The 13004-nt window shown below is 70.3% G+C and carries 11 protein-coding genes and 1 riboswitch; of the genes, 5 read left to right on the forward strand and 6 right to left on the reverse strand.

What is annotated here, in order from left to right; translation table 11 throughout:
* Positions 1-5: 5 nt before the first annotated feature.
* Positions 6-2669, reverse strand: coding sequence for a class III lanthionine synthetase LanKC (gene lanKC / locus ABTX78_RS33025; RefSeq protein WP_352210464.1), 2664 nt, complete (start codon positions 2667-2669; stop codon positions 6-8).
* Positions 2670-2848: 179 nt separating this feature from the next.
* On the opposite strand from lanKC, the gene ABTX78_RS33030 reads away from it, so the two are divergent.
* The 3 genes from ABTX78_RS33030 to ABTX78_RS33040 all read left to right on the forward strand — a co-directional run bounded on the left by ABTX78_RS33030 (position 2849) and on the right by ABTX78_RS33040 (position 6131).
* Positions 2849-4066, forward strand: a complete 1218-nt coding sequence (locus ABTX78_RS33030) for a threonine synthase (protein WP_352210465.1) — start codon at positions 2849-2851, stop codon at positions 4064-4066.
* Positions 4063-4710 (forward strand): helix-turn-helix transcriptional regulator, encoded by a 648-nt coding sequence (locus ABTX78_RS33035; RefSeq protein ID WP_352210466.1) that lies wholly within the window; start codon positions 4063-4065, stop codon positions 4708-4710. The genes ABTX78_RS33030 and ABTX78_RS33035 overlap by 4 nt, the downstream gene beginning before the upstream one ends.
* A 448-nt stretch (positions 4711-5158) precedes the next feature.
* Positions 5159-5313: riboswitch (cyclic di-AMP (ydaO/yuaA leader) on the forward strand.
* Between the two features lie 2 nt (positions 5314-5315).
* The gene (locus ABTX78_RS33040; RefSeq protein ID WP_352210467.1) at positions 5316-6131 is read left to right on the forward strand and encodes a transglycosylase SLT domain-containing protein; all 816 of its coding nucleotides are present in this window, start codon (positions 5316-5318) and stop codon (positions 6129-6131) included.
* Between the two features lie 102 nt (positions 6132-6233).
* On the opposite strand, the gene ABTX78_RS33045 is transcribed toward ABTX78_RS33040, so the two are convergent.
* The gene (locus tag ABTX78_RS33045) at positions 6234-6569 is read right to left on the reverse strand and encodes a DUF1232 domain-containing protein (RefSeq protein WP_352210468.1); all 336 of its coding nucleotides are present in this window, start codon (positions 6567-6569) and stop codon (positions 6234-6236) included.
* Between the two features lie 138 nt (positions 6570-6707).
* On the opposite strand from ABTX78_RS33045, the gene ABTX78_RS33050 reads away from it, so the two are divergent.
* Both ABTX78_RS33050 and ABTX78_RS33055 read left to right on the forward strand, forming a co-directional pair.
* Positions 6708-7265, forward strand: a complete 558-nt coding sequence (locus ABTX78_RS33050; protein WP_352210469.1) for a DUF6233 domain-containing protein — start codon at positions 6708-6710, stop codon at positions 7263-7265.
* 162 nt (positions 7266-7427) lie between these two features.
* Positions 7428-8117 carry a hypothetical protein gene (locus tag ABTX78_RS33055; RefSeq protein WP_352210470.1) on the forward strand — a complete coding sequence of 230 codons (690 nt, stop codon included), beginning with the start codon at positions 7428-7430 and terminating at the stop codon, positions 8115-8117.
* A 70-nt stretch (positions 8118-8187) separates the two neighbouring features.
* Here the strand turns inward: ABTX78_RS33055 and ABTX78_RS33060 are convergent, their stop codons facing one another.
* The 4 genes from ABTX78_RS33060 to ABTX78_RS33075 all read right to left on the reverse strand — a co-directional run bounded on the left by ABTX78_RS33060 (position 8188) and on the right by ABTX78_RS33075 (position 12996).
* Positions 8188-8793 (reverse strand): DUF1877 family protein, encoded by a 606-nt coding sequence (locus ABTX78_RS33060; RefSeq protein WP_352210471.1) that lies wholly within the window; start codon positions 8791-8793, stop codon positions 8188-8190.
* Between the two features lie 35 nt (positions 8794-8828).
* On the reverse strand, positions 8829-10328 hold the full coding sequence (locus tag ABTX78_RS33065) for a UDP-N-acetylmuramoyl-L-alanyl-D-glutamate--2,6-diaminopimelate ligase (protein WP_352210472.1): 1500 nt from the start codon (positions 10326-10328) through the stop codon (positions 8829-8831).
* 510 nt (positions 10329-10838) lie between these two features.
* Complete coding sequence (locus ABTX78_RS33070; RefSeq protein WP_352210473.1) at positions 10839-11750, reverse strand: Gfo/Idh/MocA family protein; 912 nt, start codon at positions 11748-11750, stop codon at positions 10839-10841.
* 43 nt (positions 11751-11793) lie between these two features.
* Positions 11794-12996 carry an ROK family transcriptional regulator gene (locus ABTX78_RS33075; protein WP_352210474.1) on the reverse strand — a complete coding sequence of 401 codons (1203 nt, stop codon included), beginning with the start codon at positions 12994-12996 and terminating at the stop codon, positions 11794-11796.
* Between the last annotated feature and the right edge of the window lie 8 nt (positions 12997-13004).

Consider the following 13004-nt stretch of genomic DNA (forward strand, 5'->3'; position numbering starts at 1 on the left):
TCCTCTCATTCGGGGACGGTGGTGCTCAAGGACGGCCCGGAGTCGGGCCGGTTCTGGGGCCGCCGGAGCGGCGGGAGGAACGGCAGATGAGCGTGACGGTCACCCTGTGCCGCCGCGAGCGCGAGCAGACAGCCCGCGGTGCCGGTCGACAGGTCCATCGAGAGACGCATCATCTGCTCGCCGGGGAAGGCCAGGTGGCCCTCGTACGTCAGGGCGTGCCAGGCGAGGGCGTCGATCTGCCGGCGGACGTCAGCCGGTTCCGTACCGGGTCCGCCCGTGGTCGTACGGCTCAGGTGGAGCACCATGCCGGCGGCGCCCCGGAACAGTCCGGGCTGGGCGTAGAAGGTCGCCTGCGCGGCGCGGACGATCTCACCCCGGGCGCGCTCGAAGTCGGCGTCCGGGCGGTGGGCCAGGTAGTCGTCGAGCACCATGCCGATGCCGACGCTGCCCGCTCCCAGGTACGGCATGGTGCGCCAGCCCTCGTCGACCTGGAGGGTGCCGCCCGCGCCGTGCACGCAGCGGGCGAGGTCGCGGCGCAGCGCCTCCGCTGCCAGATCGAGGAGGGCGGTGTCGCCGGAGCGCTCGTACAGCCGCAGGAACAACAGGGCGGTGCCCGCCGCTCCGTGCAGCAGCCCGGCGCGCGATCCGTCACGGGCGGTGCGGCCGCCTCCGTTCAGCCCGGGACCGCCGGTCAGGGGGCGGGTGGCGAGTTCCGCGCAGCGCAGCGCCGCCGTGCGGAAGTCTGTGTGGCCCGTCTCCGCGGAGAGGGCGTCGAAGGCGAGCCCCAGTCCGGCCAGGCCGCTGTGGAGGTCCGGCGCGAGTTCTTCCCAGGGCTGGCGAAGGGCGAGTTCGGCGAGCGACAGCGCGCGCTCGGTGTGGCCGAGACGTTGCAGGGTCCAGGCGATGCCGGCGAGACCGTCGTAGAAGCCGACGGGTGTGCCCGAGGGCGGCTCCTTGCTCCGCAGCAGTAACCATTCCTCTGCCGCGGGGCAGCGGTCGGCTCCGCTCGCGTCCAGCGCGTACAACACGCCGGCCGCTCCGTAGCCGAAGGTCAGACCGCCGCCCGCGGTAGCGAACTGGGCGATGTCACCGGGGAAGACACGGTCCTCCCGCTCCGGTGACGCGGAGGCCAGGACGGAGCGGACCAGGGAGTCGCGGCTGTGTGGCCAGTCGGCGGGGGACACGGGCAGATAGCTTCCGGATCCGGGTGAGCCGACGGCGCTCTCGTCCGGCGCGCTGCCCGGATCGCGCAGGATCTCCCGCACGGCCTCGTCCAGTAGGCCGCGGTCCACCGGGAACTGACGGGCGATGATGTCGGCCAGGTGCCTGGCCTTCGCGCGGTCGACGGCGAACAGACTGGTCAGCGGGATGAACAGCGCGAGCCGCAGACACGCCAGGGCGTAGCGGTCCACGTCGAACCCGCGACGGCCGGCCGGAGCGACGAAGGCCGGATGTGCCACCGTCTGCCGGCCGCCCTCACCCTTTTGGTGCGCGGCCTCGAAGTCGAGGAGGACGACGGACGACTCGTCCTCGGAGACCATGATGTTGAACAGGTGCAGATCGTTGAAGACGACGCCGCGGGAGTGCACCGCCTCCATGGCCCGCTCCACCAGCCCGTGCATGCGCAGCGCCCACGCCGTGTACTCCGCGAGGCGATCCGGCCCCGGGTCGGCGTCGATCAGCGGGTGACGGCGGGCGAAGAACGAATTGAGCGGCTTGCCCTCGATGTACTCCAGGACCAGGAAGTGATGGTCGCCGAGCACGAAGGCGTCGCGGACCTCAGGGGTGCAGGCCAGCCCCGACAGCGCTTCCAGCGCGGTCCGTTCACGATGCAGGCGCGCCACGGCGTCGGCGCCGTCGGCGGCCAGTCCGGCATGCGGCCGCGCTTCCTTCAGGACCACCTTCTCGCCGGTGCGGTTGTCACGGGCGGCGTACACGCCACCGCCGTTGGAGAAGTGCAGCGCCTTCTCGACGGTGTACGGCATGGCGTCGACCGTGACCGCGGAGCGCGCGTCGAGGTGAGGCTTCAGGAAGTCGGGCGGTGTGACCCACGCGGGTATCTGGAACACCGGTCCCCGAAGGTCCGGCACGAGTTCGCCGTCGGCGTTCGCCACGGCGGGACGCAGCTCGCCGTGCTCGTCGTAGCAGTGCCGTCTGGTGAAGCTGCCGTAGCGCAGGTGGACAGGTCCGTCACCCCAGCGGATGTCACTGAGGATGTACGGACCGGCCTCGCCGGCCAGGAGAGCGGCGAGCTCCTCCGCGATGGCGCCGCACTGCTCGTCGTCGGCCGGATAGACAGTGATGAACTTGCCGCTGCCGGCCCGGTCCGCGTACTTGGCGTTGCGGTTGTGCAGCAGATACCGGCTCGGCATGAACTTGAAGGCGATGTCCCGTGCGACGCAGTAGGTCCACACCCGGGCGAGGACCGATTCGGCGTTGTCGAGACAGGCTGAGACATGGACCTTCCAGCCCTGGGAGGGCAGTTCGGTGTCGACCGGGCGGAGTGCGAGCCAATCGCCGGACTGGTTGCGCTGCCAGCCGGCGGGGACGGGGCGGCGTGCGGGCTCGTACAGGGAGGTGCGTCCGGCGTTGTCGGTGAGCGACAGCCGGTGCGGCGCGTCATAGAAGTGCCGGTCTGCGTCGCAGAAGACGGCGTACCCCTTGTTCACGCGAACTCCCTCGGTCGATGACGGCACTGACGCTGTCACGCCGTGGAGAGGCTCCGACAGTCACGGCTGTCACCTTCGACCTGTGCAGAACGCACGGGTAACAACCGCCCTGCCGGTCACCTTGGTGTTTTACTGTTCGTCCATCGCTGGATAAAGTGTCCAGCATCATGGTGGGCAGGATGGGCGGGAGGAAACTGGTGGAAGACCGGCGCGGACCCGAGGACCTGCATGGCGGCGAGGATCTGTCCGGCGGCGAAGAGGTGCCGGTACCTGTTCCGCACCTCGTCGACGAGCGTTCCGGCAGGACGTACGAGCTCGACGCCCGCCGCTGGCGCGGTGACGACGGCGCGCCGCTGAGCGTCTCGCCGCTGCCGGGCCTCACCCCGGCGGACATCGACAGCGGCACGCGTTCCCTCTGGCGCTACCGCGCTGCGCTGCCCTCGGCCGTCGGCCGGCCGGTCACCCTGGGCGAGGGGAGCACCCCGCTGCTCGACAAGGAGTGGGACGGCGCGCGCGTCGGCTTCAAGGCGGAGTGGTTCAACCCCACCGGAAGCTTCAAGGACCGTGGCAGCAGCGTCATGATCTCGGCGCTGGCGGCAGCCGGGGTGTGCGAGGTGATCGAGGACAGCTCGGGCAACGGCGGCTCGTCGGTCGCCGCCTACTGTGCCGCGGCCGGTATCGGAGCCTCGATCCTCGTGCCGGAGGGAACCTCACCGGCGAAGGTGCTCCAGACCCGGGCATTCGGCGCCACCATCGAGCCCGTCCCCGGCGGGCGGGACGCGACCGCCGCCGAGGCCCTGCGCCGCTCCGACCGCACGTGCTACGCCGGGCACAACTGGAACCCCTTCTTTCTCCAGGGCACCAAGACTCTTGCCTACGAGCTGTGGGAGGACCTCGGCTTCGCCGCCCCGGACACGGTGGTCACCGTGGCAGGAGCGGGCAGCCTCGTCCTCGGCCTCGATCTCGGGTTCTCCGAACTGCTGACGACGGGTCAGATCAGCAGGCGACCACGGCTGTTGGTGGCGCAGCCCGCCGCGTGCGCCCCCATCCATGCCGCGTTTCACGGCGCCCCGGCACCCTCGTTCGGCCCGACGATCGCCGAGGGTACCGCCATCCGTACGCCCGTCCGGCTGCCCGAAGTGGTGGCCGCCGTCCGCCGGTCCGGTGGAGACATGGCGGCGATTCCCGAGGCCGCCATCGTCGGAGCCGTCCGCCGACTCGCCGGCACCGGGCTGTACGTCGAACCCACGAGTGCGACCGCCGTAGCGGCCATCGATGTCTTCCGGGAGCGGGGCGTCATCCGCGAAGGAGAGACGATGGTGGTGGTGCTGACCGGTTCCGGGCTCAAGGCGGCGACCGCGATGGGGAACGTGTTCACGGAAGGCACTGTCGCGTGAGCGCCGCGGCCCGGGGGCACGAGCGCGCGGAGGACGAACTTCTCCTGCGCGAAGGGGAGAAGATCGTCGTCGCACTGGGGCGGATGTTCCCGGGGCTCTGCGAGGTCGTCCTGCACGACCTCCGCGATCCGGACCATGCCGTCCGGGCGATCGAGAACAACCTGTCCGGCCGCACCGTGGGTGACCCGGCGACCGAACTCGGCCTCGCCCGGATCGCGGATCCCGACTACCCGAGCGTTCTTCAGAATTACCCCAATCGCTTTCCCGACGGCCGTCCCGCCAAGAGCACTTCCATCGGTCTCAAGAACAGCAGGGGCGACTATGTGGCGGCGATCTGCCTCAATCTGGATGTCTCCCTCTTCGCCACGGCGGCCCGGAGCCTCGCCGGACTGGTGCGAACCGAGGAGCCCGACGTATCGCTGGAGGAAACTCTCCGGGCCCGCAGCAGCGGCGAACTGCGCGCGGTTGTCGAGGAGTTCTCTGCCGCGCGGGGTCATACCCCGCGCAGCCTCGATGCCGCATCCCGGCGTGCATTGGTGCGTTCGCTCAAAGAGCGCGGCTTTCTTCAGGTGAAGCACTCGGTGCAGGCGCTCACGGACCTCCTGGGCGTCTCCCGGGCGACGGTCTACAACTACCTCCGCTGAGGGCTGCTCCGTGATTGCCGGTGGACAGCGCGCGGCGTCGGATGCGGGGCTCGGACGGCGGAGGGCCGCGAAAAACGGGCATAAAGGGCAGGGCTATGTCCGAAAAGTCATGGCATAGGTAATTATTCGCCATGCGGCGCAATGTCCGAATTAGGGGAACCGGAGGGGATTTACTTTCTTTCGTGCGGCCCCGCGGACTGCTCGACTTCGCAATTGGTTGCAGTGAAATGGGTCACTCCGCAGGGAAATCGCGATCAATGCCCGTCGGCCCAGATCTGTTCTGTGTAAAGAAAGTTGAACCTCTCGCCCGATGCGGCCCGGCGGTATTTACCCCCATTGGATCATCCCGGGGGGTTTACGTCGGGAATTCGGGGCTTGTTCCGTCCGGCTCGCCTCGCTTAACGTCACGGTCAATCCGGGTGGAACGCCGAATCCTGCCGCCACCCGTAAACCACGACCACTGACCCATGGCAGGAGCGGGGGAACCAGGTAAGCCGCCGATCCGTAACCCGGAACGGCTCGGGGTCAAGTCGCATTCAATGCGGCCGGGCATCTCCAGTCCGCACCCGACAGCTCACCTCGCAGGCGACGGAGAGGAATGCGTCATGGCTGCAAAGGGTAAGCACCGCCGTCCCAAGACCAGTTCATTGACCCGGGGCATTGTCGCCGCGGGCACGGGTGGGGCCGCTCTGGTCCTCCCGGTGATCGGGGCGACCACCGCCGGCGCCGCCCCGGCGACGACGCACCCGTCCCTGGGCCACCAGGCCGTGGCCCCCGCCGCGCCGGCTCCCGCGAAGAAGGCCCCCTCGACCTACTCGGTCGTCGCCGGTGACTCCCTGTCCTCGATCGCGGACCAGCTCGCCGTGAGCGGCGGCTGGAAGAAGCTCTACCAGGACAACCGCAGAGCCGTCGGCGCGGACCCGGCACTCATCCACCCCGGCCTGAAGCTCTCCGTCGGCAAGAAGGCCACGGCGGACGCCCCCACCCCGGCCAGGACCTCCACCGAGCGGGCGGACCGCTCCGAGCGGGCGTCCACGCCGGCCGTCGAGACCGTTGCGAAGGCCGCGCCGGCCGAGCAGGCCGCACCGGCCAAGAGCTACACGAACGACCTCGACGGCTGGATCAAGGAGTCGCTGGACGTCATGGCCCAGCACGGCATCCCCGGCTCGTACGAGGGCATCCACCGCAACATCATGCGTGAGTCCTCGGGCAACCCGCTGGCGATCAACAACTGGGACTCCAACGCTGCGGCCGGAACCCCCTCCAAGGGTCTGCTCCAGGTCATCCAGCCGACGTTCCTGGCCTACCACGTGCCCGGCACGGCGATGGACAGCTACGACCCCGTCGCCAACATCACCGCCGCGTGCAACTACGCCGCCGACCGCTACGGCTCGATCGACAACGTGAACGGTCCCTACTGAGCCGCCGCCCACTGAGCCGAGGCCTGACACGGCGCGGCCCAGCAGCGCCGAGGCGCCGGTCCCACCTGACGGGGGACCGGCGCCTCGGCGCTTTCGCGAACCTCAGAGTTTCTCCAGGGGCTTCTCGAGCGACCGCCGGCGTCGGACGGAGCCCTGCAGAGGCCCACGCGCCGCGGCCGCCGCGGAGTGCAGAGCCCGCAGCGCCAGCAGGAGCACTCCTATGTCGTCGAGAAAGATGGGGTCTGGAAGCAGATCGACCGGGCTGACGGCGTAGACGAGCGAGCCCCAGAAGAGTGCCTTGTTCTTCAGCGGCACCCCGGCCTCGCGCAGCACGGCGCGCGCCTTCACCACCCTGACCGCCAGCACCACGGTCACCACCAGCATCGCCAGAACCACAGCCGCTGCGACGATCAGAGTGACCGTCAGTTCGGTACTCATCGTGCGGTCTCCTCGGGGTGGACGCCGGTCCGTCTCTACCCGTGTTCCCTCCGCGCCGGCGTCCATGGGCATACGGGGGCAGTTGTCCCTCGAACCGGTGACCCGCGCCGCTCAGGGGTCACGACGTACGGTGGGGGGATGAACGCAGACCCGCTGCCGCCGATCGTGGTGGTTCTCCCGGACGGACAGGAGGTCCGTGGCCTGGTGCACTCCCGGCTCCAGACCTCGCGCGGATGGATGTACCAGGTCGGTGTGCCCATGTGGCGGACGACGGCCGAGGAGTGGGTGGAGCCGGCCGAGTTGGCGCTGTGGGTGCCCGCCGAATACGTCCGGCCCATGGAGGGTGTCCCGTACGAGGACATCCCCACCCAGCAGGCGGCACCGGCGTCCGCGTCCGCAACTGCCGCTGCGGTACCGCCCGCTGCCGCGGCACCCGCACCCGAGCCGGACGGGGTGCTCATCCCCGCGGCAACCCCCGCGGTGGAGGCGGGTGAGTCGCGGCGGGCCTGGCGCATCGAGCGGTTGCCGCGGGAACGCGGCCGCCCCGGCTGGAACGTGGTGCACGTCCATGACTGCGAGGACGCGGACGACGGCGATGTACTCGACCTCGACCAGACCCTGATGGTGCTCCGGCGCCCGGGCACCAGAGCCTGCGCGAAGTGCGGCGCCGCCGAAACCCTGACCCCGTTGCAGTGAGAGCGGCAGTGTGACCGAGGCGGTCGAAACTGCCCGAAGTCTTCGAACAGCATGACTCGTTGTGAGTGTGAGCACCGTCGATACCTCCCCGGACGTTCAGTGGAGCGTTGTTTGTAGGTAGCATCCGGCACCACAACTGGTATGCGAGGAAAGTGAGCTGTCATGCCGGAGCACAACCCCAACCACCTCCAGTCCCACTACGCCCAGCAGGTTGCCGCCGACCTGGAGAACAACTCCTCCGAGCAGGAGCGCATCAGGTCCGAGGTGGCCGCGTTGCAGGCACAGCTGGAGACGTTGCAGAAGGACCACGAACTGCTGGTGAGCATGCAGGCCGCTCTCGGTGGCACACCGGCGAAGAGCACTAAGGCGGCCAAGGACGCCAAGCCGGCGAAGACCGCCACGGGCGCCAAGGGCGCTACCGTCCCGAAGGCGCGACGCGCGAGCGGATCCGCAACCACGGTCGCCGCAACCACCGCCAAGGACCAGAGCAAGGCCGCCAAGAAGCCGGCGGCAACCACCACCGCGAAGAGCTCCACCGCACCCAGGACCACCACGGCGGCCAAGTCCGGCACCGCGCCCAAGACCACCGCCACGCCCCTGCGGGAGCTCGCCGTCGGCATCCTGGGGCGGCGCCAGGAGCCCTGGTCCGCGGCCGAAGTCACCGAGGAGCTGACACGTGCGCACCCCGACCGCCCGCTGACCGTGCAGTTGGTGCGCAACGCCCTCGAGGCGTCCGTCGCCAAGAACCAGAGTGAGCGCTCCAAGCAGCAGAACTCCGTGTACTACACGGCGGTCGGCAAGAAGGCCGCGGCGGACGAGCCGGCGGTTGCGGCGAGCACACCGGACGCCTGACACCGGCTGCGCGACACCCCTCGGGCGCCCGCCGGGCAGGTCCGCCGACGGACACACCCCCGCCCGGGGGTCAGGAGACTTCCTTGATGACGGCGTTTCCCGCGGCCGCGGCTCGCGCGTAGAAGCCACGCACGATGTCCACGCCGGCGGCCAGGGAACCGTCCTCGATGACGCTCTCCGTCCGAAGGGTGCCGTCCGGCTGCCGGATGTCCGTACTGAACGAATAGAAGGTGGCCTTCTCCAGGAGGTCGCCACGACATGCGATCAGTGTCGGGACGTCGAGGCCCTGAAGGAAGGAGTGGACGGCACTCACCCGGTCCGGCATGAGCAACAAGGGGTTGTAGAGCCGTCCTTGGTTGCCGCCCCGCTCGGCGAGGACGAGTCCGCCCATCACCACGTCACGGGCGGGCGCCGGTGCGGTGGTGAGCAGTTCACCATCCTCGTCGAAGCTCTCGGCGCCGGTGAGCAGCACATGAAGGGCGTCCCAGTTGCGGCGGACCTCGCTGGTCTCCTCGATCACCCTTGGGTAGGCCGTCCCGTCCTCGTCGTCCTCGAACACGACGTCGTTCCAGGCGAGCCGCAGCCGCTCCCGTCCGGCCGACGGGCCCTCCGGGTGCTCCAGGAGCTCTGCGATCTGCGCTGCGTCGTGCCGTGTGAGCGTCAGCCATAGGGACATCCCGCCACCCTACGGAGTGTGGCGCTCCCGCACGATCACCGGCCGACGGTGTTCTGTGCGGCGGCGAGTTCGCGCACCGTTGCCATGTCGCTGAAGGGCAGCAACTGCTCGCCGACGATCTGGTAGGGCTCGCTGCCCTTGCCCGCGACGAGAACGATGTCGTGCGGTCCGGCGGCGGCGAGGGCGATGCCGATGGCCCGGCGGCGGTCCGCGCACCGTTCGAAACGGCTGTCAGCGGCCAGCAGGCCGGGAGTGATCTGGTCCAGGATGGCTTCGGGGTCCTCGTCGCGCGGGTTGTCGGAGGTGAGGACGACCAGATCGGAGAGTCTCCCGGCGATCTCGCCCATCTGCGCGCGCTTGGTGGTGTCCCTGTCGCCGCCGCAGCCGAAGACGGTGATGACGTCTCCTTCGGCGAACTCCCGGATGGCGGCGAGGACTTTCTCCAGCGAGTCGGGCGAGTGGGCGTAGTCCACGATCACGGCGGTGCCGGACGGGGTCTGGTATCGCTCGAAGCGGCCGGGGACGGGAGGCATCGCGCCGAGCGCGGCGATGAGTCCCGGCAGGTCATGGCCCAGCAGGTGGCAGGCCGCGACGGTGGCCAGTGCGTTCGACACCGAGAACCGTCCCGGTACCGGGACGGCCGCCGGGTAGTCCTGTCCGGCGTGATGAAGGGTGAAGCGTGTGCCGAACGCGTCCATACGGAGACCGCTCGCCCGGTAGTCGGCCTCGCTGTCGATGGCATAGGTGGTCACCGCGCCCGGCATCATCGCGCTGATGCCGGCGCCCACCGGGTCGCCCGCGTTCACCACGGCACGTCGGCACAGCCCCTGGAACAGCCGCAGTTTGGCGTCCCGGTAGTTCTCCATCGTGCCGTGGTCGTCCAGGTGGTCCTGGGTGAGGTTGGTGAAGATGCCGACGTCGATGAAGGCGTTGTCGACGCGGCGGTTCAACAGGCCCATCGAGGTGGCCTCCAGGACGACCGTGCTCACCGCGCGGTCGCGCATATGGCCCAGCAGGTATTGGAAGTCGGGGGACTCGGGGGTGGTGAGGACGGACCTCGGCATGGGGATCAGCTCGTCGCCGATCCGGCTGCCGGCCGTCCCGATGACACCCACCCGGGCCTCTTCGGAGATCCGCAGCACGGACTCCACCATGTACGACACCGAGGTTTTCCCGTTGGTGCCGGTCACGGCGATCATGTCCATCTGCCGTCCGGGCTCGCCGTAGAACCTTGAGGTGACGACCGCGGCGGCGGTGCGCGCGTCCGGGACCCGCACCACACACACGGGTGCGCCCGCCCGTGCCGCCGGCAGGAGGGCGGGGGAGGAGGCGTCGACGAGTACGGCCACGGCGCCGCGCGCCAGGGCCGGGCCGACCGCTTCGGGACCGCCCTCGCGGTGACCGGGGACCGCGATGAACAGCGACCCGGGCGACACCCGATGGGCGTCGAAGCACGTTCCCGCGGTGATCACCGTATCGGGATCGCCCGCGAGGACCTCGTGCTCGTGCCCGGCCAGCAGTTCGCTCAACTTCACAGGGGTCCTCTCTGGGTGCGGACAGTCCGGTGGCGTGCCCTCGCCGACAGGGGCGACGGCACGCCGAACGGCCGCGGGAGTGGTGCAGGGGGAGTGCGTGGTGAGAAAGGCGCGGGCCGCGGACGCGGGCCCGCCACCGGTGGAGCGGGGAGAACCAGGGCAGGCGCCCGTCCCGGGCCGCACAGGGTTCGTGCCGCGGACGGGAGTCGGTGCCCGGGCAAGGCGCGGTCAGGACATGGAGCTAGCCGTGGCCGTGCAACGCGCGGCAATGGATCCGCGGCGTGAAGGGGCGCATCGCGGACGGGGCCCTTCGCAGGCACTCCCTCATCGCGTCTGTGCAACCCATGGGGGGAGTGTACGTGGCGCGGAGCACACCGAAATCCACTCTCGGCCGTCATGGCAGCGGACTGTGCGGTCACACCTGGGTGACCGCACGTCAGCGGTCGCAGCCGGCGCGCAAAGCCGGAGCAGGACCCGCCGCCGCGAGCGAGCCCTGCTCTCCCCCTGGTGTCACTGCCGCGGCGACGCGCCCTCGGCCATCGCCAGCAGTTCCTGGAGCCGCAGGCCGCGCGCCGCGTTCAGGGGGTGATCGGTACCGGAACGGACCGCGGCCGCGAATTCGCGGCGCAGGACCGGCCAGCACTCGTCGTGGTCCATGCCCGCTGTGTCATAGACGAGTTCGTCGCCCGGCCCGAACAACTCGATCCGCGTCCGGGCCCGTTCCAGTTTCACCGACCCGGACAGCGACGCCTGGCTGACCGCTCCGTCGGCATGCTCACAGGTCAGCTCGATCCAGCGGCGGGGGTCACCGGTGCTGCGTATCGAGGTGATGGGGCCGACGGCTACGTCGAGCAGGTCGAGCAGATGCGGACCGAGGTCCAGCAGGGCGCCCTGTTCGAGACGCCAGGTGGTGGCGAAGTCCCCGCCGAGGAACGCCCCGTGGAGGTAGCAGGACCGCGCTCCGCTCACCGCCAGGCCTGCCGCGCGGGCGAGGAAGTCCCGGGTGCGGGGGTGGTAGCGCTTGGTCAGGACGAGCTGGGTCACGACCTTGTGCTCGGCGACGGCGTCGGCGACCCTGCGGGCTGACGCGAGGTCGGGGCCGAGCGGCTTCTCCAGCAACATCGGCCGCCCCGCTTTCGCGGCCCGCACGGCGAGTTCCGCCTGCACCGCCGGGGGGACGGCGAAGGCGACCGCCTCGCACTGGTCCAGCAGTTCGTCGAAGGACCCGGCGACCTTCGCGCCGTAGGGAGCGGCCGTCTCCTGGGCCGCCTCGGGGCGCCGTGCCCAGACCGCTGTCAATGTCGTCTCGGGGCCGGCGGCGAGCATCCGGGCGTGCATCGCCCTGGCCCAGGGACCGGCGCCGACCAGTCCGACCCGCACGGGAGCCGGGAGTGAGTCGTCCGAAGGTGAGGGGTGGTGCACGGGTGCTCCTGGGAGGACGGCGCGAACGGCGCGGGGGAGGTGATCAGGAGGATGAGCCGGTCGTGGCCTGGAGGCGCGCGTCGGCCAGTTCGGGGGAGTAGAGGTGTTCCACCACCATCGCGCCCGCTCCGGTGAGGGCCGCGTGTTCGCCGAGCCGGGAGGTGACCACGTCGAGGTGGGCGGTGGTGCGCGGCATGGCCCGCTGGTAGAGGAGTTCCCTGACACCGGTGAGGAAGGGGGTGCTCGCGAGGTCACCGGCGAGCACGAGGACGCCCGGGTTGAGGAGGGTCACGACCGTCACCAGCACCTCACCGACCCGTTGCCCCGCCTGACGCGCCAGCCGTACGGCATCGGGCTGCCCGGCGGCGAGATGGGTGCGTACGTCGGAACCGGAGGAGGTGGGGACACCCGCCGCGGCCAGTTGCCCGGCGATGGCCCGGCCGCTGGCCACGGCGGCGAGGCAGCCGTAGGACCCGCACATGCACAGCGCGTCCGAGCGGTCGTGCAGCCGGATATGGCCGATGTCGCCGGCGCCGCCGTCGATGCCCCGGTAGGGCTCACCGCCGACGACGACTCCGGCACCGATACCGGTGGAGACCTTGACGAGGACGAAGGCCGAGCAGTCCGGGTAGTGGTAACGCTGTTCGGCGTACGCCATGAGGTTGGCGTCGTTGTCGACGAGGACCGGTACGGGGTCCGCCGCCGAACGCACCTGCCGGGCGTACGCCTCCTGCATCCGCGACCGGATCGGGTACTCGTCCCATCCCGGCATGATCGGGGGCTGCACGACCCGCCCAGTGTCCCAGTCGACGGGACCGGGCACCGACAGCCCGATCCCGCACACCGCGGCCGCGTCGACGGCAGCGCGGGCGAGCAGGTCCGGGAACCAGGAGGCGACGGTGTCCAGGACCAGCTCGGGACCGTCGGCGATGAGCAGGTTCGCGGTGTGCTCGGCCAGGATGCGGCCCGAGAGGTCGATGACGGCGGCCCGCCCGTGCCGGGTCTCCAGGTCGACGGCGAGCACCACGGCGTGTGTGGAGTCGAACTCCAGACGCACCGAGGGGCGCCCACCGGTCGACGTCCCCGTGGTGTGGGACAACCAGCCCGCGTCGAAGAGCTGGTCGAGGCGGTGCCCCACGGTGGAGCGGGAGAGCCCCGTGGCGAGTTGGAGCTCACCCCGTGTGGTGGCCTGTCCGCTGCGGATCAGTTGCAGCAGATGGCCTGCACTCGCCTGGTTCGCCGGCATGGTTCTCG

This window comes from Streptomyces sp. NPDC096193 (genome assembly GCF_040302905.1).
GTDB lineage: Bacteria > Actinomycetota > Actinomycetes > Streptomycetales > Streptomycetaceae > Streptomyces.

What these genes read in the sequence shown, in the direction of transcription:
- ABTX78_RS33030 (WP_352210465.1), top strand. Translation starts at nt 2,849, where the DNA reads ATGGGCGGGAGGAAACTGGTGGAAGACCGGCGCGGACCCGAGGACCTG.
- ABTX78_RS33040 (WP_352210467.1), top strand. Translation starts at nt 5,316, where the DNA reads ATGGCTGCAAAGGGTAAGCACCGCCGTCCCAAGACCAGTTCATTGACC.
- ABTX78_RS33045 (WP_352210468.1), bottom strand. Translation starts at nt 6,569, where the DNA reads ATGAGTACCGAACTGACGGTCACTCTGATCGTCGCAGCGGCTGTGGTT.
- ABTX78_RS33050 (WP_352210469.1), top strand. Translation starts at nt 6,708, where the DNA reads ATGAACGCAGACCCGCTGCCGCCGATCGTGGTGGTTCTCCCGGACGGA.
- ABTX78_RS33055 (WP_352210470.1), top strand. Translation starts at nt 7,428, where the DNA reads ATGCCGGAGCACAACCCCAACCACCTCCAGTCCCACTACGCCCAGCAG.
- ABTX78_RS33060 (WP_352210471.1), bottom strand. Translation starts at nt 8,793, where the DNA reads ATGTCCCTATGGCTGACGCTCACACGGCACGACGCAGCGCAGATCGCA.
- ABTX78_RS33075 (WP_352210474.1), bottom strand. Translation starts at nt 12,996, where the DNA reads ATGCCGGCGAACCAGGCGAGTGCAGGCCATCTGCTGCAACTGATCCGC.